Source organism: Nocardia sputorum, from assembly GCF_027924405.1.
Lineage (GTDB): Bacteria > Actinomycetota > Actinomycetes > Mycobacteriales > Mycobacteriaceae > Nocardia > Nocardia sputorum.
In genome coordinates, this window is the sequence record NZ_AP026978.1 from 1,839,812 (window position 1) to 1,863,516 (window position 23,705).

The 23,705-nt window shown below is 69.1% G+C and carries 26 protein-coding genes; 18 read left to right on the plus strand and 8 right to left on the minus strand.

The window, feature by feature from the left end; translation table 11 throughout:
* Positions 1-6 precede the first annotated feature (6 nt).
* Complete coding sequence (locus QMG86_RS08420; RefSeq protein ID WP_281878719.1) at positions 7-573, minus strand: amino-acid N-acetyltransferase; 567 nt, start codon at positions 571-573, stop codon at positions 7-9.
* A 213-nt stretch (positions 574-786) separates the two neighbouring features.
* Here QMG86_RS08420 and pgsA point away from each other — a divergent pair, with 213 nt between their 5' ends.
* From pgsA to pspM, 5 genes are all read left to right on the plus strand, one after another.
* Positions 787-1,446 (plus strand): CDP-diacylglycerol--glycerol-3-phosphate 3-phosphatidyltransferase, encoded by a 660-nt coding sequence (gene pgsA, locus QMG86_RS08425; RefSeq protein ID WP_281878720.1) that lies wholly within the window; start codon positions 787-789, stop codon positions 1,444-1,446.
* A complete protein-coding gene (locus QMG86_RS08430; protein ID WP_281878721.1) occupies positions 1,443-1,970 on the plus strand; it encodes a CinA family protein in 528 nt (175 codons plus the stop codon). The genes pgsA and QMG86_RS08430 overlap by 4 nt, the downstream gene beginning before the upstream one ends.
* 112 nt (positions 1,971-2,082) lie before the next feature.
* Positions 2,083-2,526, plus strand: a complete 444-nt coding sequence (locus tag QMG86_RS08435) for a helix-turn-helix domain-containing protein (protein ID WP_281878722.1) — start codon at positions 2,083-2,085, stop codon at positions 2,524-2,526.
* Between the two features lie 200 nt (positions 2,527-2,726).
* Positions 2,727-3,539, plus strand: coding sequence for a phage shock protein PspA (pspA, locus tag QMG86_RS08440; protein ID WP_281878723.1), 813 nt, complete (start codon positions 2,727-2,729; stop codon positions 3,537-3,539).
* 137 nt (positions 3,540-3,676) lie between these two features.
* Positions 3,677-4,567 (plus strand): phage shock envelope stress response protein PspM, encoded by an 891-nt coding sequence (gene pspM / locus QMG86_RS08445; RefSeq protein WP_281878724.1) that lies wholly within the window; start codon positions 3,677-3,679, stop codon positions 4,565-4,567.
* Between the two features lie 11 nt (positions 4,568-4,578).
* Here pspM and QMG86_RS08450 read toward each other — a convergent pair whose 3' ends face one another.
* Positions 4,579-4,779 (minus strand): hypothetical protein, encoded by a 201-nt coding sequence (locus QMG86_RS08450; RefSeq protein ID WP_281878725.1) that lies wholly within the window; start codon positions 4,777-4,779, stop codon positions 4,579-4,581.
* Positions 4,780-5,027: 248 nt separating this feature from the next.
* On the opposite strand from QMG86_RS08450, the gene QMG86_RS08455 reads away from it, so the two are divergent.
* From QMG86_RS08455 to QMG86_RS08465, 3 genes are all read left to right on the plus strand, one after another.
* Positions 5,028-6,563: a bifunctional phosphatase PAP2/diacylglycerol kinase family protein gene (locus QMG86_RS08455; RefSeq protein ID WP_281878726.1), complete on the plus strand. Its 1,536-nt coding sequence runs from the start codon at positions 5,028-5,030 to the stop codon at positions 6,561-6,563.
* A 165-nt stretch (positions 6,564-6,728) separates the two neighbouring features.
* Positions 6,729-6,896 carry a hypothetical protein gene (locus QMG86_RS08460; RefSeq protein ID WP_281878727.1) on the plus strand — a complete coding sequence of 56 codons (168 nt, stop codon included), beginning with the start codon at positions 6,729-6,731 and terminating at the stop codon, positions 6,894-6,896.
* Positions 6,897-6,973: 77 nt separating this feature from the next.
* The gene (locus QMG86_RS08465; RefSeq protein WP_281878728.1) at positions 6,974-7,603 is read left to right on the plus strand and encodes a PRC-barrel domain-containing protein; all 630 of its coding nucleotides are present in this window, start codon (positions 6,974-6,976) and stop codon (positions 7,601-7,603) included.
* An 87-nt stretch (positions 7,604-7,690) separates the two neighbouring features.
* Here QMG86_RS08465 and QMG86_RS08470 read toward each other — a convergent pair whose 3' ends face one another.
* Positions 7,691-9,391: a PucR family transcriptional regulator gene (locus QMG86_RS08470; RefSeq protein WP_281878730.1), complete on the minus strand. Its 1,701-nt coding sequence runs from the start codon at positions 9,389-9,391 to the stop codon at positions 7,691-7,693.
* Between the two features lie 375 nt (positions 9,392-9,766).
* Here QMG86_RS08470 and QMG86_RS08475 point away from each other — a divergent pair, with 375 nt between their 5' ends.
* The 4 genes from QMG86_RS08475 (at position 9,767) to QMG86_RS08490 (ending at position 12,677) form a co-directional block, all read left to right on the plus strand.
* The gene (locus QMG86_RS08475; protein ID WP_039799283.1) at positions 9,767-9,940 is read left to right on the plus strand and encodes a hypothetical protein; all 174 of its coding nucleotides are present in this window, start codon (positions 9,767-9,769) and stop codon (positions 9,938-9,940) included.
* Between the two features lie 81 nt (positions 9,941-10,021).
* A complete protein-coding gene (locus tag QMG86_RS08480; protein WP_281878731.1) occupies positions 10,022-11,179 on the plus strand; it encodes a glycosyltransferase in 1,158 nt (385 codons plus the stop codon).
* Between the two features lie 62 nt (positions 11,180-11,241).
* On the plus strand, positions 11,242-11,436 hold the full coding sequence (locus QMG86_RS08485) for a DUF3046 domain-containing protein (RefSeq protein ID WP_281878732.1): 195 nt from the start codon (positions 11,242-11,244) through the stop codon (positions 11,434-11,436).
* On the plus strand, positions 11,433-12,677 hold the full coding sequence (locus QMG86_RS08490) for an APH(3') family aminoglycoside O-phosphotransferase (RefSeq protein ID WP_281878733.1): 1,245 nt from the start codon (positions 11,433-11,435) through the stop codon (positions 12,675-12,677). Before QMG86_RS08485 ends, QMG86_RS08490 begins: the two co-directional genes overlap by 4 nt.
* A 3-nt stretch (positions 12,678-12,680) precedes the next feature.
* Here the strand turns inward: QMG86_RS08490 and QMG86_RS08495 are convergent, their stop codons facing one another.
* Positions 12,681-13,196 carry a CGNR zinc finger domain-containing protein gene (locus tag QMG86_RS08495; RefSeq protein ID WP_281880844.1) on the minus strand — a complete coding sequence of 172 codons (516 nt, stop codon included), beginning with the start codon at positions 13,194-13,196 and terminating at the stop codon, positions 12,681-12,683.
* 154 nt (positions 13,197-13,350) lie between these two features.
* Between QMG86_RS08495 and QMG86_RS08500 the strand changes: the two genes are divergently transcribed.
* From QMG86_RS08500 to QMG86_RS08510, 3 genes are all read left to right on the plus strand, one after another.
* Positions 13,351-13,812, plus strand: a complete 462-nt coding sequence (locus tag QMG86_RS08500; RefSeq protein ID WP_281878735.1) for a VOC family protein — start codon at positions 13,351-13,353, stop codon at positions 13,810-13,812.
* Between the two features lie 76 nt (positions 13,813-13,888).
* A complete protein-coding gene (locus tag QMG86_RS08505) occupies positions 13,889-14,731 on the plus strand; it encodes a pyridoxamine 5'-phosphate oxidase family protein (protein ID WP_281880846.1) in 843 nt (280 codons plus the stop codon).
* Between the two features lie 24 nt (positions 14,732-14,755).
* A complete protein-coding gene (locus QMG86_RS08510) occupies positions 14,756-15,205 on the plus strand; it encodes a nuclear transport factor 2 family protein (RefSeq protein WP_281878736.1) in 450 nt (149 codons plus the stop codon).
* Between the two features lie 77 nt (positions 15,206-15,282).
* Here the strand turns inward: QMG86_RS08510 and QMG86_RS08515 are convergent, their stop codons facing one another.
* Positions 15,283-16,692: an MFS transporter gene (locus tag QMG86_RS08515; protein WP_281878738.1), complete on the minus strand. Its 1,410-nt coding sequence runs from the start codon at positions 16,690-16,692 to the stop codon at positions 15,283-15,285.
* A gap of 98 nt (positions 16,693-16,790) precedes the next feature.
* On the opposite strand from QMG86_RS08515, the gene QMG86_RS08520 reads away from it, so the two are divergent.
* The 3 genes from QMG86_RS08520 (at position 16,791) to recX (ending at position 19,865) form a co-directional block, all read left to right on the plus strand.
* The gene (locus QMG86_RS08520; protein ID WP_281878740.1) at positions 16,791-17,813 is read left to right on the plus strand and encodes an Lrp/AsnC family transcriptional regulator; all 1,023 of its coding nucleotides are present in this window, start codon (positions 16,791-16,793) and stop codon (positions 17,811-17,813) included.
* A 158-nt stretch (positions 17,814-17,971) separates the two neighbouring features.
* Entirely contained in the window at positions 17,972-19,015 is a 1,044-nt protein-coding gene (gene recA, locus QMG86_RS08525; protein WP_043728224.1) for a recombinase RecA, read from the plus strand.
* Between the two features lie 331 nt (positions 19,016-19,346).
* Complete coding sequence (gene recX, locus QMG86_RS08530; protein ID WP_281878742.1) at positions 19,347-19,865, plus strand: recombination regulator RecX; 519 nt, start codon at positions 19,347-19,349, stop codon at positions 19,863-19,865.
* Between the two features lie 1,335 nt (positions 19,866-21,200).
* Here the strand turns inward: recX and QMG86_RS08535 are convergent.
* The 3 genes from QMG86_RS08535 to QMG86_RS08545 form a co-directional block, all read right to left on the minus strand.
* Complete coding sequence (locus QMG86_RS08535; protein ID WP_281878743.1) at positions 21,201-22,094, minus strand: amino acid ABC transporter permease; 894 nt, start codon at positions 22,092-22,094, stop codon at positions 21,201-21,203.
* Complete coding sequence (locus tag QMG86_RS08540) at positions 22,091-22,771, minus strand: amino acid ABC transporter permease (RefSeq protein WP_281878745.1); 681 nt, start codon at positions 22,769-22,771, stop codon at positions 22,091-22,093. The genes QMG86_RS08535 and QMG86_RS08540 overlap by 4 nt, the downstream gene beginning before the upstream one ends.
* A gap of 89 nt (positions 22,772-22,860) precedes the next feature.
* Complete coding sequence (locus QMG86_RS08545) at positions 22,861-23,703, minus strand: glutamate ABC transporter substrate-binding protein (RefSeq protein ID WP_281878746.1); 843 nt, start codon at positions 23,701-23,703, stop codon at positions 22,861-22,863.
* Positions 23,704-23,705 lie beyond the last annotated feature (2 nt).

Below are 23,705 nucleotides of genomic sequence, written 5' to 3' on the forward strand. Positions count from 1 at the left end.
ACGGACTCAGAGCGTCAGCAGCATTCGAGTATTGCCGAGGGTGTTGGGCTTCACATAGCTCAGATCGAGGAACTCGGCCACACCGGTGTCGTAGGACCGGCACATCTCGGCATACACCTCGGCGGTGACCGGCGTGCCGTCGATCTCGACGAAACCGTGCCTGCCGAAGAACTCCACTTCGAAGGTCAGCACGAACACCCGCTCCAGCTCGAGTTCGCGAGCAACCTCGATCAACCGCTGCACAATGAGCTTGCCCACACCGGAGCCCTTGACGTCGGGGTGTACCGCGACCGTGCGCACCTCCCCGAGGTCGGCCCACAGCACGTGCAGCGCGCCGCAGCCGACGACCCGGCCGTCCAACTCGGCGACCCAGAACTCCTGCACCGCCTCGTAGAGGTTGACCAGGTTCTTCTCCAGCAGGATCCGGCCGGCGTAGACGTCGACGAGGCGCTTGATCTCGGGCACATCGGAGGTTCGTGCGCGTCGGACGACCGGAACGGAACTCCGCGCGGCCGAAGCCGCGCCCGGATACGCGTCGCTGGTCGAACCACCTAGTGGTCCCCGAGAGGTCATGGGGTGCACAGTAGTCGGCCCGGCTACCGATAGTCTGAACGTGTGCCGCAGATCCACTCGTTCAGCTCACCGCATCGCGCCGGGCAGCGCGACGCGGTGCCGAGGCGGCCGTGACCGAGCCGATCGCCGGCGAGGCGACGGCGTGAGCGGTCAGGCCCGGAGGCGGCGGAGCGTGACCACGCGGGGCCCCGCTCGTGCCGGAAGGGGCAGAGCATGAGCGTGCAACCCGACGAGGCGGACCGCCCCTGGGTCGCGCCCGCACCAACCCGGCCCGGCTTCGCGCCCGCGCAGGCCGAGAGCGGGCCGCCCCTGCTGAACATCGCGAATGTGCTGACCATGCTGCGCATCGCGATCGTGCCGCTGTTCGTCGTGGCGCTGTTCGTCGGAGATGGCCACGACACCGGCTGGCGGATCGCCGCGGCGGCGCTGTTCGGCCTCGCCGCGATCACCGACCGGTTCGATGGGCAATTGGCTCGCAAATACGGTCTGGTGACCGACTTCGGCAAGCTGGCCGATCCCATCGCGGACAAGGCGCTGATCGGGTCGGCGGTGATAGGGCTGTCCCTGCTCGGCGATCTGGCCTGGTGGATCACCCTGGTGATCTGCGGTCGCGAGATCGGCGTCACACTGCTGCGCCTGCTCGTCGTGCGGCGCGGCGTCATTCCCGCCGGGCGCGGCGGCAAGCTCAAAACCCTGGTCCAGTCGCTGGCCATCGCCATGTTGCTGCTGCCGCTGTCAGGCTGGGTCGCCGGCATCGGCATGCTGCTGATGTACCTGGCGGTCGCGCTGACGGTGGCCACCGGGCTGGACTACGTCGGTCAGGCGGCCCGGGTGTGGTTCGCGGGCGGACCGGGGCGGACGCGCGGCGTATGAGCGATCCGCTGGTGGAAGGCGTGCAGGCCATCGATCTGGTTCGTGCGCTGGTGACTGTGCGGCAAACCGTGGCCACCGCCGAATCCCTGACCGCGGGCCTGCTCGCGGCGACCATCGCCGGGGTCCCCGGCGCCAGTGCCGTGCTGCGCGGCGGCTTGGTGGTGTACGCCACCGATCTCAAGCACAGCCTCGCGGGTGTGGACGCGGAAGTGCTCGCGGCCGAAGGCCCGGTGGCGGCGAGCACCGCCGAACAGCTGGCCGTGGGCGCGCGCACCCGATGCGGCGCGGACTGGGGCGTGGGCCTGACCGGCGTGGCGGGCCCCGATTCACAGGACGGGCACCCGGTCGGCACGGTCTTCCTCGGACTGGCCGGTCCGGGGCATACCGAGGTGATGCGGTTGAAACTCCCCGGCGACCGGTGGACGATCAGAATCGGTGCGACGCGCACGGCGGTGTCGGAATTGCTGCGGTGTGTGCGGGAGGCGGGCCCGGGCCCGGCCGACCGCGTCGGGCGGAGCGGCTGAGGTGCCCCGGGCGGGAACCAACCGCCCCGGCTCGGACGTTGTGCCAGAAAGAACGGCATGCGTGGGGTCGAGAATCGCCTCGGCCCGGCGACCGGGAGCGAAGGAGAACGAGATGACGCTGCTGCGAGAGGCGATCGGGGACAGTCTGCGGCGTGCGCGTCTCGCCCAGAACCGGACCTTGCGCGAGGTGTCGACGTCCGCGCGGGTGAGCCTGGGCTATCTCTCCGAAGTCGAGCGCGGTCGTAAGGAGGCTTCCAGTGAATTGCTGGCCGCCATCTGCGAAGCGCTGGACGTGCCGCTGTCCCGGGTGCTGTGGGATGTGAGCACGATCATGGCCGGCGCCGACGGGCCGACCGCCGACGCGACCGCGAACGACGCCCCGGCCGCGACCGCGGCGTCGGAGCAGACCGCCGCCGAACCCGCGGCGCAGGACGAACCCGCGGCGGCGACCATGTCGGTGGCCGACGCGGCGCGGCCGCTGCCGCTGGCGGAGGACACCCGGATCGTCATCCCCGCGCCGCGTTCGGACATGTTGGTCCTGGTCAAGGGCGCGTGACGCGCGACGAGACGTGGCCACGGCGGCAACGCTGCGGGCCGGTGCGGAAAGCGGATAGATTCTCCCTTAGGCGTCGGTTGAGCCGGGTTCGCCCGGCTCGGGTGCCACATGGTGGAGGATAGGCACATATCGAGTGCGTGACGGTCGCGCACTGGAGTCGCGCCCGAGCGCGGCATGTCAGATGGAGGCGGGATCAATCGATGGCTAATCCGTTCGTCAAGGCCTGGAAATACCTGATGGCCCTCTTCGATGCGAAGATCGAGGAGCACGCGGATCCGAAGGTCCAGATTCAGCAGGCTATCGAGGAAGCCCAGCGGCAGCACCAGGCCCTTTCGCAGCAGGCCGCGTCGGTCATCGGCAACCAGCGCCAGCTGGAGATGAAGCTGAACCGGCAGCTGGACGAAGTCGAGAAGCTCAACGCCAACGCGCGCCAGGCCGTTCTGCTGGCCGACCAGGCCACCGCCGCGGGCGACACCGAGAAGGCGATCCAGTACACCAACGCCGCCGAGGCGTTCGCGGCGCAACTGGTCACCGCCGAGCAGTCCGTCGAGGACCTGAAGGTCCTGCACGACCAGTCGCTGCAGGCGGCCGCCCAGGCCAAGAAGGCCGTGGAGCAGAACGCGATGCTGTTGCAGCAGAAGGTCGCCGAGCGCACCAAGCTGCTCAGCCAGCTGGAGCAGGCCAAGATGCAGGAACAGGTCTCCGCCTCGCTGCAGCAGATGGATTCGACGCTGTCCGCGCCGGGCAGCACCCCGAGTCTGGACGCGGTGCGCGAGAAGATCGAACGCCGCTACGCCAACGCGCTGGGCGCCGCCGAACTCGCGCAGAACTCGGTGCAGGGTCGCATGCTCGAGGTGCAGCAGGCCAGCATCCAGATGGCCGGGCACAGCAAGCTGGAGCAGATCCGCGCGTCCATGCGCGGGGATCAGCTGCCCGCCGGTGGCGCCCAGCCCGCCATCAATCCGGGGCAGGCGCAGCCGCAGATGAACAAGGGGCAGGCCGCGCAGCAGTAGCCGACGACGGGCGTTCGGCGACATGTGTCGGTGGGGGCTGGTTCACTGGAAGACAAGGCGTGGGGACCCGACCGGCCGGCCGTCGGCCGAGTCGGGTCTCGGTCTGTCCGAAGTGTGCAACCGGTGGGAGAGAAGGTATGAGCGGCAGGGTATTCGGTGAGCGGCAGCTCGACGCGCGGCGCCTGCGCGGGACGGCGCTGATCCGGGCACAAGCCGCGCTCGCGCCACAGCCGGGCAGCCTGCCGGACAGCCTTCGCGAAGCGGGGGAGAACGCGCTTGTGGCCGTGCGGCGCTGGGCCGATCCGCGGGAGCGTGAGCTGCGCCGCCGCCGCAGGGCCCGTCGCCGAAGCTTCCAGCTGGGCACCGTATCCGGCCTCACCACGGCGGGAACCGTTGGCCTCGTTGTTCTTTCGGCGCCGGTCTGGGCCGTGGTCATGGTGGGCGGCGGCGCGGTCGCGCTGGTGACGGGCGCGGCGTTGAGCACTCGCCGTTATCTGCGGCTGCGCGGCGCTCCCCTGCCGCACGCGGCGTTCATCCCGCGCAAGCAGCCGCCGTTGTGGTCCAACGCGCGCCCGGCGATCGCGCGTCTGGTGCGGGCGGAGAAGGCATTGCACGGGATGGGCGTCCAGATCGCTCGCTCGCACCGGCTGCCGCAGGACGAACTGGCCGACCTGCTGGAAACGGCCGCTTCGGGCGCGGCGGCGCTGCACGCGCTGGCCGCCGACATCACGGCGATGGAACAGGGCCTCGGTGCGATGGGGAGCGCTGATTCCCCCGCGGCGGTGGCGCTCACCGAGAACCTCCGGCTGATTCTGGCCAGGCTCGATGCGGGCGTCGGGGAGTACGAGCAGGTCGTAGCCGCGGCAGCCCGGATCCTCGCGGTTCCGGAGAACACCGTGGTTCGGCACAACTTCGACACCATCGTGGCGGATCTGCGCCATGCTTCCGATCGGCTGGACGGGTGGGCCCAGGCCCTCATCGAGGTGGCCGACAAATCGGTGCCCGCGTCGCCGCGGCCACCGATCTGACGTCGGCCGGTTCAGCTCGACCGGTCCTTGCGGCGGAGTTCCTCGGCCCTGGCGCGGAACGCCGCGCCGACCAGTTCGCGGCTCTCGGCCATGAGGTCGAGCACCTCCCAGGACGCCTTCCGGGCGGCGGATCCGACGATCCCGGCGATCGCCGAGCCGTGCCGCCGCGCGGCGGCCGCGAGTTCTTGTGCCAGCTCGTTCGTCTGTTCCATCGGGTCCCGGCCGTTAGATGAGGCTCAGTGCATGACTGTGTGCTGACCGGTGTGTCTCCGTCATTCGATCATCCCTTCCCTCTTGTCGCGCAACGTCACTGTGCGTCGAAGATCAGAGTACATCCGTGCACTGAACGGGCCTACGATCCGGTCGTGCCGGCGCAAACGGCATCCGGCGAGCGCGTCAGCCGGGCGTTCGCGCGTGATGGGCGCGGATCCGGCGCGTGCGTGGCCGGTAGGCTGCGGCGATGCGGTTTCTCTCGGCTCGCGGGCGTGACGGTGTGATGGTCGGCATGACGAGCAGCCTGGATCGGTGGCTGGTCGACCGCAGTGCGCGGGTGCGAGCGACCCCGGCGGACCGGGCGCTGAAGGCGTTGAGCACCGCCGCCGACAAGAACCGTCTGTGGATCGCCCTGGGGGCGGTCCTGTTCGTCGCCGGAGATCGCTCGACCCGGCGCGGCGCGGTGCGCGGGCTGCTCGCACTGAGCATTGCCAGCAGCGTGGCCAACGGCGTGGCCAAACCGCTGTTTCCGCGCCGCCGTCCGCCGGACGAGTCCGTTCCGTTCGTGCGCAGGCTGGTCGCGCCGCCGGTCTCGTCGTCGTTCCCGTCCGGGCACTCGGCTTCCGCCGCCGCCTTCGCGACGGGCCTGGCGCTGGAGTCTCCCGTGGCGGCTGCCGCCGTCGCCCCTGTCGCCGCCGCGGTCGCGTACTCCCGCGTCCATATCGGCGTGCATTGGCCGTCCGACGTGGTCGCGGGCGCGTTGTTCGGTGGCGCGGTCGCGCTGGTCACCCGGCGGTGGTGGGCGGTGCGCGACGACGAGCCCGCCGCCCTGGGCCCGGTCGAACACATCGACCCGCTGCCGGACGGCGCCGGATTGCTGCTGATCGGCAATCCGCACGCGGGATCGGGCGACGGCGACAACGCGCTGGCCACCCTGCGCGACCGGCTGCCCGCCGCCGAGGTGCTCGAACTCGGCGACGACGACGTCGAGGCGCGGGTCGGCGAACTGCTGCGACGCGACGACATCGTCGCTCTCGGCGTGATCGGCGGGGACGGAACGGTGTCGGCCGTCGCGGAGTACGCGGTGCGCCACCGGGTGCCGTTGGCGGTCTTCGCGGGCGGCACGCTGAACCACTTCGCCAGGGATGCCGGGGTGGAGGACTCCGATGTCACCCTCGCCGCGTTGCAAGCGGGCGAAGCGGTGCGCGTCGACGTGGCCGAGGTGTGCTTCGACGACGCAGAGCAGCGCGTCTTCGTCAACACCGCCAGCCTCGGCGGTTATCCCGACTTCGTGCGGGTCCGGGAGCGCTGGGAGCGCCGGATCGGCAAGTGGCCCGCTGCGGGACTCGCCATGGTGCGCGTACTGTTCCGCGCCCAGCCGCTGCACGTCACCATCGATGACACCCGCACCGCGCTGTGGATGCTGTTCGTCGGCAACGGCGCCTACCATCCCGCCGACCAGATCCCCATGTCGCGTCCGGAATTGCACGGCGGCACCCTCGATGTCCGTTACCTGCGCGCCGACGTCCCGTTCTCCCGGCTGCGGCTGGTCTTCGCGACGTTCACCGGCACGCTCGCGTATTCGCCCACCTATCGGCACCGCCGGGTCTCCCGCGTGACCGTGCGGGTGGCCGGGCAGCCGGTCTCGTTGGCCACCGACGGAGAGGTCGATCATCGCGGCAAGAACTTCCGGTTCGCCAGCGGGCCGTCGGCGCTGACGCTGATCAGAAGCGGAGATCGCGAGGCCGGTGCGGCGCACCGCGGGCCACGGAGCGAGCACTGAAGATAGCTGTCCAATAACTATGATCTTGGAGACGATTCGGCGAGTCGTCGAATTCGGTAATCGCAGTGTTTGGCTGCGGCAGAGCGGGGTAGTTGCCACGGTGTAGCTGATTACTTCCGGCCTCGACTGAGGGCGGGAACATGCACTACAGGGCAGGAGCACGTCATGCTCGATGTTTCCTACCGTCTATCGCTGCTCGACCAGGACACGCAGCGGCTGGATGTCAGCCGGTACTTCGCGTGTGACACCGCCGAGGACCCGGTGCGGGTGTCGCGCAGGACGCGGCGCGTCGCCGACGGATCCGAGGCCACCGATCGACCCGCAAGCGATTGAACCCTTTCTCAGCACGCGCGGTGCCCAGCCGCGTCCTGCCGGGCTGCGCGTCGCAGGGACGAACCGCGGAGGAACCCATGACTGAAATGCTGGAAACGCTCATCGGCAGCTCGGTGTACGGCCCCGAAGGCGAGAAGATCGGCAAGGTCAAACGGGTCTACGTCGACAACAACTCCGGATCCCCCACCTGGATCGCGGTGTCCACCGGCCTGTTCAGCACCGACGCCTTGGTCCCGCTGGCCGGGGCCGAGCATCGTCCCGAGGCGGCGACGTTGCGGGTGCGAGTCGGCAAGGAGGCGGTGAAGACCTCGCCTCAGCTGGACCACAACGGGCAGATCAGCCCGCAGGCCGAGCAGGAACTGTTCGATCACTATCAGATCGACCCGGAGCAGGCCGCCTGGGACGTCTACGGCAGGCAGCCGGTGCCGCAGCCGCGACGAGCCCGCCCCGAGATGACCCGCCCGCCGGAGGAGCGCGCCGGCGAACCGGGCGACGTCGCCGCGGCACGGAGGCGCCGCCATCCGGGCAGTGAAGAGGAGACGCTCCGGATGCCGCGCAGCGGCGATCGGTCGCGCATGGGGCGGGAACAGATGATCGACCCCTACGCCGTCGATACGGCCGATCTCGGGATGCAGCGACCGGACGGCATGCCGGACGACGATCCCTTGGCCGAAGAGTTGCCGGACGCCGAGCGCCCCAGGAGCTGACCGGGCGGACTCGTCCTCGACGATGGTGTGCGTGTCCCGCCCGGAGCGCACACCATGGTTGTGATCCGGTCGCGAGCAGGTCGGTATTCAGTCCGGAGTCGTTCGGTCGGTGGCACGGGAGGGCCGGTCCGGCGGCGCGGTCGAGGACAGGAATCGCCAGGCGCGTGTGGCCGCTTGCAACGTGAAGCGGGTGTCGACGTCGCGCAGATCGAATCCGGTGAGCTGCCGGATGCGGCCGAGCCGGTAGCGCAGGGTGCTGCGATGGATGTGCAGGGCAGCGGCGGAATCGTCGTAATTGCCACCGCATTCGAGGTATTGGCTCAGCGTGTACACCAGGTCGGCGTTGCGGTCCCGGTCGTAATCGAGCAGGAGGCCGAGCCATTCCCGGATGAACCGCTCGACTCGGCCGTCCGTGCGGGCGGCGTCGATCAGGCGGTAGAAGCCCAGCTCGTCGTACGCGGTCGCGCCGTCGGGCGTGGGCGATCGCAGGCGGATATCGATCGCGTGGCGCGCATCGTCGAACGCCCGGACGAAATCGGCCGGTCGCGCGCAGCGGCCGCTGATGCCGATGGCCACCGGGGCGGTGTCGAGGTGCGCGCGGACGGTGCGATGCAGTGCGGCCGGGTCGGGCCTGCGATCGGTGATCAGCACGACCATGCCCGAACGGCGGCCGTGCAGGAAGGGCAGTTCCAGCGCCGTGGCGGCCCGGGCGACCGCCTCCGCCGACGCGCTGTCGACGCCGTGCACGAGCACCACGTAGTGCTCGCCGTGCAGGTCGTAGCCCAGGGCCTCGGCGCGGGCGAAGGCGCTGTCGCCGTCGGCGCCGGACAGTAGGTCGTCGACCAGCTCGCGGCGCAACCGCAGCTCGATCTCGGCGAGGTTGCGCTGATGCGCCAACTCCAGCCCGAGCATCGTGCTGCTGTAGGCGAGCGCGAAGATCTCCGCGTCGACCGCCGTATCGTCCGGATCGATCAACGCGAGCGTGCCGAGTATCTCCGTACGCGGTTTCACCAGGATGATCACGCGGTCGCGGACGCGCAGCGGGCCGTTGTGGGCGGCGAGACGGCGCAGCAGTTGTTCCCGCTGCCGCGGCGGCGCTTTGGGGTACGGATCCGGTCTGCCCGGTCCCGACCACGCCCGCAGATTGCCGAACGGGTCCTCGACGGCGACCGGCAATCCGGTCAGCTGTCCCAGCGCGTCCGCGATGCCTTGTTCGCCGCCGCCGTACGCGGCGGCATCGGAGAGCACTTCCTGGACGTGGGTGCGGCGCCGCAGCCACAGCACGGTTGCCGACAGCCGCTCGTTGACCTCGGTCAGGTCGGCGGCCACCGCGGCAGCACGCTCGCGCCGCATACCATCGGCCAGCGCGACGCTCGCCAGTCGAGCGAGCACGGTGAGCAGGAACATCTCCTCCTGCGACGGTTCGCGGTCGGCGCCGACGACGATCGCGCCGACCACCCCGGACCGGTCGCGCAGGGGTAGCGCCCACGCCCACCGGCGGCCGGGGAGCCGGAGGCGGCCTGCGCCGTTCCGCGCGCGCAGTTGCGCGTCCAGATCGGGCGGAGCGGACTGCCCTGTGCCGAGCCGGTATTCGCCCCCGACGAGTCGATAGCAGCCCAGTGCGTCGCAGCATCCGGCGGAGGACACCGACTCCGCGGCGATCCGCAGGATGTCCGGTTCCCGGTGATCGCCCGAGAGCAGCGCCGACATCGCGCCCAGAGCGCACAGCGCCGACGCCGATACGGGCGCCGGTGCGTCGTCGACTTTCGAACTCGCGTACTGGGTCATGGACTCCGGTCCCTAGCCCTCGAGGTCGTGCGCCGATATCGCGGGCTCGGATGCCGGACGCCCGATGGCCCATTGTTCTGCCGCGAGCGTCCGGCCTGGTTCGATCGCATATCGACGTGTCCCGCCGCAGGCAGAATCGACGCTACTCCGGTGACGTGACCTGCGCCCGAGGAAGCGAGAACCCGGCCACCGGAGGTCACCGGGAGGCACGCGTGGCCGGACACCGAGTAGGAAACCCCGATCACCGCGGGCCGGACGAGGTCCTGGTGTCAGGGGGAACCCTGATTTCCACCCCGGTATCGCGCTTCACCTGGTGATTCCCGCCCACCCGAGTGTCATGCTCGAAGCGGAAACGGACTTCTGGGAGGCATCGGAATGTTGTGGAAGATCATCGGCATCGTCGCGGTCGTCTGGATCGCACTGGCCGTCATCGGCGCATTGATCAAGGGCCTGTTCCCGATCCTGGTGATCAGCGCCATCGTGTTCGGGTTGTACCTGCTGTACAAGGCGGTGTCGGGTTCGGACAACTCGACGGTGAGCAAGCTGTAGGGGGCGGACACGGCGGGCGGACCCTGTCGCACCCCCGCCGCCGCGATGCGGGTGTGATCGGCCCTGTGGCAGGCTAGGCGGATGCGAGTAGCCGTCGTCGCAGGGCCCGACCCCGGTCACGCGTTCCCCGCTATCGCGTTGTGCTTGCGGTTCCTGGATGCCGGTGACGAGCCGGCCCTGTTCACGGGTCCCCGCTGGTTCGACGCCGCACTCGCCGCCGGAATCGGGGTGCGCAGGCTCAAAGGCTTGGCGCCGCGGCCGGTGGACGACGACGCGGACGCGGGGCAGCGCATTCACGAGCGGGCGGCGCACATCTCCACCGAGATCCTGCCCGAACTGAGCGCGATGTTGCCCGAACTGGTGATCTCCGACGTGCTGACCGCGGGCGGCGGGATGGCCGCCGAGCGGCTCGGCGTCCCGTGGGTGGAACTGTCCCCGCATCCGCTGTATCTGCCGTCGAAGGGATTGCCCCCCATCGGAAGCGGACTGGCCCCCGGTGCGGGTCTGCGCGGGCGGGTGCGCGACGGTGTGTTGCGCGGCATGACCGCACGCGCCCTGCGGAACGGGCGCCGCCAGCGCGAGCGGGCGCGCGCGAGCGTCGGTCTCCCGGCCGTCGATCCCGGCCCGGCGGCCCGCCTGGTCGCCACCCTGCCCGCACTCGAGGTGCCGCGTCCCGACTGGCCGGAATCCGCCCATGTGATCGGGCCGCTGCTGTGGGAGCCGACCGACGCGATCCTGGACCTCCCGCCCGGTGACGCACCGCTGGTGATGGTCGCCCCGTCGACGGCCCACACCGGTGTGGCGGGCATGGCGGAGACCGTTCTGGAGGCTTTGGACGGAACCGGTGTCCGCGTGGCCATCTCGATGCTGGACGCTCCGCCCGCCGATCTTCCCCCGTGGGCCACAGCGGGACTGGGCCGGCAAGACGCACTGCTGACCCACGCGTCCGTCGTCGTGGGCGGCGGCGGTCACGGCCTGCTCGCCAAGACGCTGTCCGCGGGTGTCCCGATCGTCACCGTTCCCGGCGGCGGCGACCAGTGGGAGCTGGCCAATCGCGCCGCCCGGCAAGGCAGTTCGATCGTCGTGCGGCCACTGTCGCCCGCCGCGGTCCGCGCCGCGGTACAGGAGATCCTCGCCGATCCCCGCTACACCGACGCGGCCCGGCAGGCGGCCGCCACGCCCGAGTTCCCGGACCCCGTCAGCCTGTGTCACCGGGTGGGCCACGCCGTGCATCCCTGACCGGAACGGTCCGGGTGTGCCACTGACCTGGGACCGCGCGGAATGGGAGTAAGTTCGGGACGGTGCGATTGACCGAGTTCCAGGAACTGTTGCATACCGAGTTCGGTGTGGCCCGCGGCGACGCCCTGCTGACCGACCACGTCATCCTCGAGCTGGGCGGGCGCACCGGCGCCGCCGCCATCGAGGCCGGGATCGACCCCCGCGACGTCTGGCGTGCCCTGTGCGCCGAATTCGACGTGCCCAGGGCGCGCTGGTGAGCGCGCCGGGGCAGGTCGAGCGGGACGAGCCGCTGTACCGGTTCGACGAGCGGCAGCGGATGATCCCGCACGACCCGCAGCGCCTGGCCGGCCGCGTGGCGCAGGCCCGCCCCGACGACTTCGCGAGCTACCGGCAGACCGGAATCGAGCTGATGCTGCTCGGCCGCTACGACGAGGCGCTGGATCACCTCGATCGCGCGCTCGAACTGGTGGACACCGAGCAGCGGCGGATCAGCGTGTGGATCAACCTGGGCGACGTCTACCGTTACCGCGGCGACGCCCACACCGCCGAGACGTTGTACCGCCGTGCGGTGGAACACGCACGGGCGGCCGCTCCGCAGGTGCTCTCCTTCGCCGTGCAGCATCTGGGCAAGGCGCTCGCCGAACGGAATCAGCTGACCGAGGCGCACGCGCTGCTGGCCGAGGCGATGCGGCTGCGCGTCGCCGAAGGCGATCCCGAGGAGATCGAATCGACTCGCGCCGCGCTGGACACGCTGGGTGAGCTGACGATCCCGTTGCCGTCCACGGTCGCGACGCTGTTCGGCGAGTCGCCGACCTGGTCGGACTCGCACGAGGGCAGGAGCGGCGGGGTGGTGTCGGTCAACGGCGCCTACTGGCTCAAACGCGGACCGAAGGCGGTCGCCGAGTACCAGCGGCTCACCTGGCTGCGCGATCGGGGGATCGCCGTGCCGGAGGTCGCGGCGTTCGAAGACGACGTCCTGGTGCTCGTGGACGCGGGCGCACCCAGCCTGGCGGCGCGGACGAATTCCGATAGCGCGCACGCGGCTTCGATCGGCACCGTGCTCGGCGGGCTCCTGCGGCGGCTGCACGGCATTCCGGTCGCCGACTGCCCCTTCGACGGACGGCTCGACGTCGTGCTGGCGAAGGCGCGCCGCCACGTGGTCGAAGGGCTCGTGGACCCGGACGATTTCGACCACGACAACGCCGGATCCACCCCCGAGGAGGTCCTCGCGCGATTGCTGGCGCAGCGGCCGGGCAATGAGGACCTGGTGGTGGCGCACGGCGACTTCACCCCGCCGAACGTCCTGGAGAACGAGGTCCTTCTCGACGTGGGCGCGCTCGGCGTGGCCGACCGCTACCGCGATCTGGCACTCGCCGTCCGCGATCTGCGCGCGGACTTCGGCGAAGCGGAGGTGGCGGCCTTCTTCGCGGCCTACGGGCTGACCGAGCCGGACGAGAACCGCTTGGCGTACTACCGGCTGCTCGACGAATTGTTCTGAGCGTCAGGTCTTCCGCGCGTAGTGGCGGGCCGCTTTGGTGCGGTTGCCGCAGGTCGCCATGGAGTGCCAGCGCCGAGTTCCGTTCTTCGAGGTGTCGTAGAAGAACAGCACGCACTCCGGATGCGCGCACTGACGGATCCGGTCCGGCGCGGTGCGCAGTAGTTCCAGCAGGTTGTCGGCGGCCAGCCAGGCGGGCAGCCAGGCCGGCTCCGCGACGTCCGCCAGGTCCGCAGGGCCCGCCTCGGTGAGCGTGCGGCGGATGCGGCCGTGTTCCAGCACCTCGTTGAGCCCCGCGTGCGAAGCGTGCGCGACCACGTCGTAGATGGCCGTCCGCGCGGTCAGCGTCGCCTGCAAGGTGGCTTCGTCGGCGGTGGCGCGATCGGAGAGCCCCGTCGACGCAAGCCAGGTGCGCAGGCCGGTGACCTCGGTGAGCAGATCCCGTGGTCCGTGCTCGATCCATCTCGTATTCAGCAGATCGAGCGCCAGGGGTTCACCGAGGTGGGGGCGTGGATCGGGCATGCCCGAGGGTATCGAGTGCGTGTCACCGTCCACGGCGGCCACCTCCCTATAACTATTGAAAAGAATTTTACCGGTTGACACTGGGCACTGCCGTTCGTATGGTCTAACCAGTAAAACTAAAGAAGACAGTTAGACATTCCGAGGAGGAATCATCATGACCACGGTCGCCGCACCTCAGCTCGCCACCGGGCACGTCGGACTGAACGTCTCCGACCTGGATCGCTCGGTGGACTTCTATCGCCGCGCGCTCGGTTTCGAACAGCTCGCCGCGAGCACCGACGCCCAGCGCCGGTGGGCCTTCCTCGGTGCGGACGGCAAACTCGTCGTCACGCTGTGGGAGCAGAGCGACGGCGCGTTCTCCACCGATACCCCCGGACTGCATCACCTTTCGTTCCAGGTGGACAGCATCGACCAGGTGCGCGCGGTGGAACGGGTGCTGCGTGAACTCTCGGTCGCCTTCGCGCACGACGGCGTGGTGGCGCACGGCGAGGGCGTGGCCTCCGGCGGGATCTTCTTCAGCGACCCCGACGGCATCCGGCTGGAGGTCTACGCGCCCAGCGGGGCCGAAACCGCTCCCGCACCCAGCGGCGCCGCCCCCACCTGTGGCTTCTTCTGATCTGATCGTCAGCGCACCGAAGGGAGCCATCGTGCGGGAGACGTTTCACCGAGGGGAGGTCGCCGTCCAGCGCCGGATGGGGCAGGCGGACATCGCCGAACGGGTCGGTCGCATGATCCGCCCCGATATCCCGGCGGTCGCCGCGGGCTTCCTGGCCGAACAGCGGATGGTGGTGCTCGCCGCCGCCGACGCGGCGGGCAGGCTGTGGGCGAGCGAGCTGGTCGGGCTGCCCGGTTTCGTGCGGGCGGTGGACGACCGGACCATCACAGTCCGAACCCGGCCCTCTGCTGCCGATCCGCTGCACGAAGCGCTGACACATCCCTCCCGCGTCGGCATGATCGCGCTGCAACCGCAGCGGCGCAGGCGGATGCGGGTCAACGGCAGGTCGACGCCGGAGGGCGCGGGCCTGCGCATCGTCACCGATCAGGTGTACTCGAACTGTCCTAAGTACATCTCGCGGCGCGATATCGAGAGCTATGCCCCCGAGGCCGGCTCACCGGCGGTGCGGCGCGGCGTCGAACTCGACGCGGGCCAGCGGGCCGCGATAGCGGCAGCCGACACGTTCTTCGTCGCGACAGCGGACGCGGAGGGCAACGCGGACGCCTCGCACCGCGGCGGTAATCCGGGCTTCTTGCAGGTGCTTTCGCCCACCCGTCTGCGCTGGCCGGATTACCGGGGCAATTCGATGTTCATGACGCTCGGCAACCTCGAGGTCAACCCCCGTTGCGGGGTTCTGATCCCGGATTGGTCCACGGGAGCCGTGTTGCAGCTCACCGGCACCGCCGAATTGATCTGGGCGCCCGAGACATTCGCCGCAGGCTCGCAATGCTCACTGGATTTCACCGTCGAGGAGGTGGTCGAGCGGCCCGGGGGAGCGCTGCGGTGGGGGCCCGCCGAGCTCTCGCCCGTCAATCCCTGAAACTTCGAGGAAAGGAACCATCCCATGCGACCCCCATTACCCCCGTTCGACGCGGAATCCGCCCGGGCCAAGGTGCGAGCTGCCGAAAACGCCTGGAACACCCGCGATCCGGAGCGGGTCGCGGCCGCCTACACCGAGGACTCCGTGTGGCGCAATCGCGACGAGTTCTTCACCGGCCGCGACGCGATCGTCGAGTTCCTCACCAGGAAGTGGTCGATCGAGAACGGCTACGCACTGCGCAAAGACTTGTGGGCCTTCGACGGCAACCGCATCGCGGTGCGCTTCCAGTACGAATGGCACGACGAGTCCGCCCGGTGGTTCCGCAGCTACGGCAACGAGCAGTGGGAGTTCGCCCCGGACGGCCTGATGTCCCGGCGTGAGGCCAGCATCAACGATGTCCGGATCGAGGAGTCCGAGCGGCGCATCTTCGGGTCGCGGGAGGCGGGCGACGAGTCGGTGCTTCCACAGCGGTAGTGCGCTGCGGGGACCGCACGCCCATCGCGGACGGCGGCGCCCAGCCGGACGCCGCCGTCTCGTGTGCCGGATCGCGCTCAGGCGGCGACGGCCTGCCGCTCGGGTTCGGCCGATCCGGCATTCGCGCGGCGCCGGGGGAACAGTGCGAACGAGATCACCCCGAATCCCACGCCCACCGCGGCCGCGACGCCGAACGCCGCGTCGAGCCCCGCGACGAAGTGCGGCAGGGTCATCGGCTGCTCGCCGGTCGCCACACCGCGGAACACGGTGCCGAGCACCGCGACGCCGAGCGCCAGGCCCAATTGCCGCGCGGTGTTCACCGCACCCGCGGCCGTGCCTGCCTGCTCCGGGGCGACGGCCGCCATGCCGGTCGAGACCAGCGCGGGCGCGTTGACGCCGATCCCGATGCCGATGACCAGGAATCCGGGGACCAGCGCGACCCAGGAGGACTCGGCGCCGACGAGCATCAGCAGCCAGCTGCCCAGGCCCACGACCACCAGCCCTCCGCCGATGGTCCACCTCGGCGCGATGTCGTGCAGGAACCTCCCGAACGCACCCGCCACCACGAACGCGGTCGCGGCCATCGGCAGCATCGCCAGCCCCGCGTGCAGGGGGGACATGTGCAGTTGCTGTTGCAGCCACAGCGAGATCAGGGGGCTGCTCGCGAACGCGGCGAACGTCTGCCCGGACGCGCCGAACAGGGTCGCGCCGAAGTCACGGTTGCGCAGCAGCGCCAGGGGGAACATCGGTGCGGAACTGCGCATTTCGACGACGACGAAGATCAGCGCCGCAGCGGCGCCCAGCGCGAACGCCGTCACCGCGGCCGCGTCCGTCCAGCCGTGCTCGCCGCCGCGGATGACGCCGTAGGTGACCGCGGTGGCCGCCGTCGCGAAGGCAGGCATGCCCGGCAGGTCCACGGCTCGGCCCGGCCGCCGCCGAGCGGGCGGGAACACCGCGGCGGTCAAGCCGATCGCCAGCACGGCGATAGGCAGGTTGACGAAGAAGATCCAGCGCCACGACAGGGCGTCGGTGAGGACGCCGCCGAGCACCACTCCGATGCCCGCCGCCGCGCCGGATACCGCGCCCCATACGCCGAAGGCGACGCCGCGGTCGCGTCCGGTGTAGGTCGCGTGCAGCAGCGAGAGCGTGGTGGCGAACATGGCCGCCCCGCCGATGCCTTGCAGTGCCCGCGCCGTGACGAGGGCCGCCGCGGACTCTGCGATGCCGCAGCCGAGCGACGCGACCGCGAAGACGACCAACCCGGCCAGGTACGCGCGCTTCGCGCCGACCCGGTCGGCGAGCGAGCCGAGCACCAGCAGCAAGGCGGCCAGCGCCAGGGCGTAGCCGTCCACCACCCACTGCAAGCCGGACAATCCGGTGTCCAGGTCGGCGGCGATGTCCGGCAGGGCGACGTTCACGATGGTGACGTCGATGAGCAGCATCAGCGTGCCGAGGCACGCGGCGAACAAGGGGAGCCATTTCCTCACGGGAGCCTCCACGGCGGATTCGAACGATTTCGACGCCAAGCGTGCGGCAAGTGGATGGATCTCCCTAGCCGCAGCGGCATCCGCGTTAGATTCCTCCTGTGCGAGACGATAACTCGAGGGAATCCTCCGGACTGGATGTGCTGGACAAGCAGATCGTGCACGGGCTGGTCCACGACGTCCGGATCCCGTTCGCCCGGCTGGGCGGCATCCTCGGGGTCTCCGAGCAGACGGTGGCGCGGCGGTACCGCGCGCTGCGTCAGCGCGGCATACTGCACGTGTCCGGGCAGGTGAACGCGGTGCCGCTCGGCCACGCGCGCTGGGTGCTGCGCCTGAAATCGACACCGGACAAGGCGTTGCGGCTGGCCGAGTCGCTGGCCCGGATCCCGGATCTGAGCTGGGTGACGCTGCTGTCCACCGGGTCCGAGGTCACCTGCGTGGGCAGGCCGCGCTCGATCGAACGGCGTGACGCGCTGCTGCTGCACATCCTGCCGCGCGCCCCGCAAGTGCTGGAATTGACCGCGCACGAGGTCATCCACCGATTCCCGCTCGACGAGGAGTGGCCGCGCTACCGCCATCTGCTGACCGACGCCCAACTCGACGACCTCGGCCCCGCGCGGCGCCGGCCCGCGGATGCGGGGCCGGACGCGCCGATGGACCTGTCGGCGGCCGACGAGGCGATGCTCACGCTGCTCGGCCGGGACGGGCGCGCTCCGTACGCCCAGCTCGCGGCCGCGACCGGGTGGACGGCGCCGCGCGTCGCGCGGCGCATGGCGGAGCTGACCGCGGCGGGCGTGCTGTACTTCGACATCGATTTCGCGATCGAGCGGATGGGTTACGGCGTGCGCGGCGCGCTGTGGCTGCGGGTGCGTCCCGCCGACCTGGATGCCGTGGGGCAAGCGATGGCCACGCATCCGGAGATCGTCTTCGTGGCCGCCACGACTGGACCGTCCACGATGTTCGCCTCGATCATCTGCCGCGACACCGCGGACCTCTACCGGTACGTGACCGAGCGGCTCGGCGCGCTGGACGGGATCACGGGCGTGGAGGTGACGCCGTCGCTGCGCGTGCTCAAGCAGGCGCAGACGCTGCTGGATACCGACCGGATCGCGTTGGTGCCCTGATCGCGCGGCGTTCGCTGCGACGGTGCGGGAGCGCCGGGCGCGTCGCTTGACTCGAACATCTGTTCGTCTAGTCTGGTCGCCAGAACTTGTCGGTGCCGCGCTCTACTGTAGGCGCCAACCACAGAACGAGACTTACCCGTCGAAAAGGGGATCAGGACATGGCACCACAGGCGTACGACCGGGACAAGGCGCTCGAGCTCGCGCTGGCCCAGGTGGAGAAGAGCTTCGGCAAGGGCGCCGTCATGCGCCTCGGCGAGGAGGCGCGCCAGCCCATCTCGGTGATCCCCACCGGTTCGATCGCGCTCGACGTGGCGCTGGGCATCGGCGGTCTGCCGCGCGGCCGCGTCGTCGAGATCTACGGCCCGGAATCCTCGGGTAAGACCACCGTGGCGTTGCACGCGGTGGCCAACGCGCAGGCCGCGGGCGGGGTGGCGGCATTCATCGACGCCGAGCACGCCCTCGATCCGGACTACGCCCGCAAGCTGGGCGTCGACACCGACGCGCTGCTGGTCTCCCAGCCCGACACGGGTGAGCAGGCGCTGGAGATCGCCGACATGCTGGTGCGCTCCGGCGCGATCGACATCATCGTCATCGACTCGGTGGCCGCGCTGGTGCCGCGCGCCGAGATCGAGGGCGAGATGGGCGACAGCCACGTCGGTCTGCAGGCCCGCCTGATGAGCCAGGCACTGCGCAAGATGACCAGCGCGCTGAACAATTCCGGCACCACCGCGATCTTCATCAACCAGCTGCGCGAGAAGATCGGCGTGATGTTCGGCTCGCCGGAGACCACCACCGGTGGTAAGGCGTTGAAGTTCTACGCGTCGGTGCGCCTGGACGTGCGCCGCATCGAGACGCTCAAGGACGGCAGCGACGCGGTGGGCAACCGCACCCGCGTGAAGGTCGTGAAGAACAAGGTCTCCCCGCCGTTCAAGCAGGCCGAGTTCGACATCCTCTACGGGCACGGCATCTCCAAGGAGGGCTCGCTCATCGATATGGGCGTCGAGCAGGGCTTCATCCGCAAGTCCGGCTCCTGGTACACCTACGAGGGCGATCAACTCGGTCAGGGCAAGGAGAACGCCCGCAAGTTCCTGCTGGAGAACGTCGACGTCCGCGACGAGATCGAGAAGAAGATCAAGGAGAAGCTCGGCATCGGCGCCGACGTGACGGCCGATGCGGCCGCGGAGGTGCCCGCCGATTTCTGAGCCGACGAACCGGCGCGCGCCCGGCACGGCTCCGGCTGATTCCGGGCGGCCACGGGCCGACGCGGTACAGGAGATGCGGCGCCGGCTGGAAGAACTCCTGTCCGGCTCCGGTTCGCCGGAAGGCGTCCGGGTACGCGAACAGGATTCCGAGCTCGTCCGGAGAGCCGAAGGTGGTTCGGTTGCGCCGGACACCATGGGAACTCGGCCGGATGCGTCCGATCCGCAGCGGGCGCGTCCGGCTGAGTCCCGTCGTGGGCGTCGGGGGGCGCGGGGGCGTTCCGGCTCGTCCTCGACCGACTCCGGCCGGCCCGAAGGCTGGTCGGCGGATCCGGTGGCGGCCGGGTCCGAAGGCGGGACGGTCGAGCAGGCGAAGGAGGCGTGTCTCCGCTTGCTCGCCGTCCGTGCCCGCAGCCGGGCGGAGCTGGCTCAGCGTCTGGCCGCCAAGGGGTACGCGCCCGAGGTGAGCGAACGCGCGCTCGACCGACTCGGCGAAGTCGGCCTCATCGATGATGCCGCCTTCGCGGAGCAATGGGTGCACTCCCGCCATACCTTCTCCGGCAAGGGCAAGCAGGCGCTCGCGCAGGAACTCCGGCGCAAGGGCGTCGCGCGGTCGGAAGCCGCCGCCGCCCTCGACGCCATCACCACCGACGACGAGGAAGCCCGCGCCGCCGAGCTGGTCCGCCGCAAACTGCGCTCGCTGCCGCGAGAACTGGACCGGGACAAGATGATTCGCCGCCTCGTCGGCATGCTGGCCCGCCGTGGCTACGGCCAGTCCATGGCGTATCGGGTGGTCAAGGCGGAGTTGGCGGATCGGGGGATCGAGGGCGACCTCGACGAGGGCATCGACTGAACCCGGGGTGCTCGACCGGGGCAAGGTGCTGTCGTATACCCGCGATCGTCGGGCCCGCGCGATGCGTGAAGCTGGTTCGGTGCCACGGAACTCAGCGAGATCGAGCACCTTCACGGCTGCCGAGGTCCGCGGGGTGGTCGTCGGGAGGAAAGTGCCTCTTCGCTGCCGGATCGGTCGGTCGGGCCGCGTGAACCCGCATTCGCTCACGACTGCGTTCGACGCCGGTCGGATGTGCGGGATGCGGGTGGGCCGGAATGGCCTGTGGCTCGGTACGACTGCTGCTGCTAGCGGAATCTGGGACGGCTACGGCGTTTTCGATCGGTTGGCTGATTGTCGTTGCTCGGGCAACCGATCGGGGCCCGACCCGAAGCGGTGGAGGTCAGTACCCTCCGTACCGCCGCGGCGGAGATGCAACGCTGCACGGGTTTCGGGTGCGGCATCGTCGGTCTACGCCTCTCCTGTGTCGGCGGACAGACCGGTGGCCTCGCTACCGAAGGAGTCATCGAACTGGCGGTCGGAGGTACGGCTGGTCATCGATCGTCAACTTTCGCGGGTACGAAGCACTGATGACCGTCCCACCGGTCGGCTACCGGGGATCGGTGTGTGCCTACGAGATTGACGCGACACCGCGGAGGGCACGAGTGTTGCGCTCAGCTCGAGCGCAACACCAACGAGGGTTATGGCTCTACTCCGCGCAGTGCCGAATCCGTGATCGATTGAAGGTGTATGAGTCCCCAGGCCGGCCGACACCGCATCTCGACCCGACAGCGACCGCCCTGAAGCGGCCGCTGCGGCGAGGCGATGTAGATCACTCAGTGGTCGGAAAGGTAGATCACCCATTCCCCGCCTTCGTGAACGCACTTATAGTTGCGGACCCAGGCAGTATGCTGCAGCGAGTATTGTCCCCAGCCGTGGCAATCGTTCTCGGATTTGAAACCGGGAAACCTGGTGGGGTCATCCGCTAGGGCAGTCCCGGTGGTGCTCGCAAAAATGCCGGCGAGTGCAATGGTGACCCCGGCTGCGCTCTTTAAAAATTTCATATTCAGTCCCCGATGTGAACGTGTCGGTCGTGTGAAAAAGGAGAGAGTGCTACCCGCACTCTGCCCATACGTTGCCGCTGCATCGCTCGCCGGAACTCGACGCCGAATTTGCTTCTGCGACGATGCTGTCCAGCCATCGGACACTCATTCGCACACGGCCGGCGGAGCTGCGGGATGTGATCGCTATCGGCTCGAATACGGAAATAGTTCGATCGTGTTCGGTCCCCCCGCCCCCGGTTTGTATCGAACAAATCTCAACACGTAACGCCGCGGAGTGTCAAGAGAATCAAGGCATTCAGCGTGTCTTGGTCAGATCCATACCGGGGGCCGCATCGGTGATGATGGAGGACGCGGCGACGACGGTTCTACCGCGCTTGCGTGTGCGTAGGCGGCGCTCCAAATAGGTGGCGAAGGTGGTGAGCGAGTAGTTGAGCGCGATCATGATGGCGGCGATGACGATCAGAGCCGGGATGACATTCTGTTCGGCGGCGCCGAGTTGCTGACCGGACCGAACGATTTCGGTGTAGGTGATCTGGTATCCGAGTGCCGAATCCTTCAAAGCGACGACCATCTGCGACACGAGGGCGGGCAGCATCGCGGTGATCGCCTGCGGTAGCAGGATGATCCGCATGAGCTGACCCTTGCGCAATCCCAGCGCGACGGCCGCTTCGGTCTGTCCCTTGGGTAGTGCGCGGATGCCCGAGCGCACGATCTCGGCGATCACCGAGCCGTTGTAGATCGTCAGCGCGGTCACTACCGCACCCAAGGCGAGCTGGTCGGACGGGAACACTTTGTAGTCGGCGTACACCGAGAAGAGGAAGATCATCAGGATGAGCACCGGGATGGCCCGGGCGAATTCGACGATCGTGCCCGCCGCCACGCGGACGGCCCGATGATCGGACAACCGGAGTACGCCGAAGATCATCCCTATTACCAAGGCGAAGACGATCGACAGAACGGCGGCGACGACGGTGCCGCGCAAACCGGGCAGCAGGTAGGTGTTCCACACCTCCTGCTCCACGAATGGCTTCCACTTCTCGGCCTCGAACTGACCCTTGTCGGCGAAGCCTCGGTAGACGAACCATCCGACGGCGACGATCGCGGCGACGAACACCACCGAGTAGATGTTGTTGCGCAGCCGCGCCTTCGGCCCGGGAGCATCGAATAGGACGGACGCACCAGAACTCATCGGGCCACCTCGAAGCGCTTGGCCAGCCAGCCGAACAGCAGGCCCATGGGCAGGGTCAGGATCACGAAGCCGAGGGCGAAGATGGCGCCGATCTGCAGCGGTGCGGCTTCGGTTTCGTTCATGCCCGCCATCAGCAGCGCGGCCTCGGCCACGCCGATCGCGGAGGCGATGGTGGAATTCTTCGTCAGCGCGATCAGCACGCTACCCAGGGGGGCGATGACCGCGCGAAAGGCTTGCGGCAGCACGATGAGGCGCAGATTCTGGCCGAACGTGAGGCCGAGCGAGCGACCCGCCTCCGACTGCCCGAGCGGCACCGTGTTGATTCCGGCGCGCAGTGATTCGCAGACGAACGCCGCGGTGTACACGCTGAGTCCGACGAGTGCCCAGCGGAAATTGTTCTCGGCGATGTCGTCCCTGCCACCAGAGGCCAGCTTGAGCCCGAGCGTGGTGCTCAATCCGAGCGAGCAAAAGACGATGATCAGCGTCAGTGGCGTGTTGCGGAAGATGGTCACGTAGGCGGCGCCGATCCAGCGTGCCACCGGTATCGGCGATACCCGCATCGCGGCCACCACGGTGCCCAGGACGAGCGCACCGATCGCCGACACCACGGTCAGCTTGATGGTCACCCAGAATGCGTCCAGCAACTGGGATTGATAATCCGAGATCAACTCGAACACAGTGGACGCGTCCCTTTCCTTCTCGAGGGGAGGGTCTGCCGCCGCGGCGGGACCCCGGTCCGTCCGGAATCCAGCCGCGGCACGCCGACTCAGTACCGTTCCACCTGTGGCGGCGCCGGGATCTGATAGCCGGTGGCGGCGAAGTTCTTCTCCAGCGCCGACTTCCAGGCCCCGCTCTGGATCATCGATTCGATCGCGTCGTTGATCTGGTCCCGGGTCTGCTGATCGCCCTTCTTCACCCCGATGCCGTACTTCTCGGTGGTGAACGGCTGCCCCACCACCTTCAGCGCGTCGGGGGCCTGGGCGGCGAAACCACGCAGAATGACGTCGTCGGTGGTGACCGCGTCCACGTCGCCGGCTTTCAAAGCCTCAACGCACAACGAGTACGTGTCGTATTCCTGCAGCTGGACATCCTTGGCGTACTTCTCCTTCACGTTCTGCGCGGGAGTGGAGTTCTTCACCGAGCACAGCTTCTTGTTGCCGTTCAGCGATTCCACGCCGGTGATGTCGGTGTTGCCGCTCTTGACGAGCAGGGACTGGCCGGTGATGAAGTACGGGCCGGCGAAGTCCACCTTCTCCTTGCGCTTGTCGGTGATGGAATAGGTCGCGACGATGAAGTCGACCTGCCCGTTCTCGATCAGCGTCTCCCGCTGCGGCGACGGCGCCTCCTTGAACGTCACCTTGTCCTGCTGCACACCCAGCTTCTCGGCGACGTAGCGGGCGACGTCGACATCGAAGCCGCTGTAGGACCCGTCCTTGGTCCGCAGGCCCAGGCCCGGCTGGTCGAATTTGATGCCGACGGTGAGCTTGCCGTCCTTGGCGTGGTCGAGGGCGGACTTGTCGTCGCCGCCGCCGCACGCGGTGGCGGTCGCGGCGGCGAGTGTCAGGGCGATCGCTCCGACACCGATGCGCAGAGCGCGATTGATCCTCATCG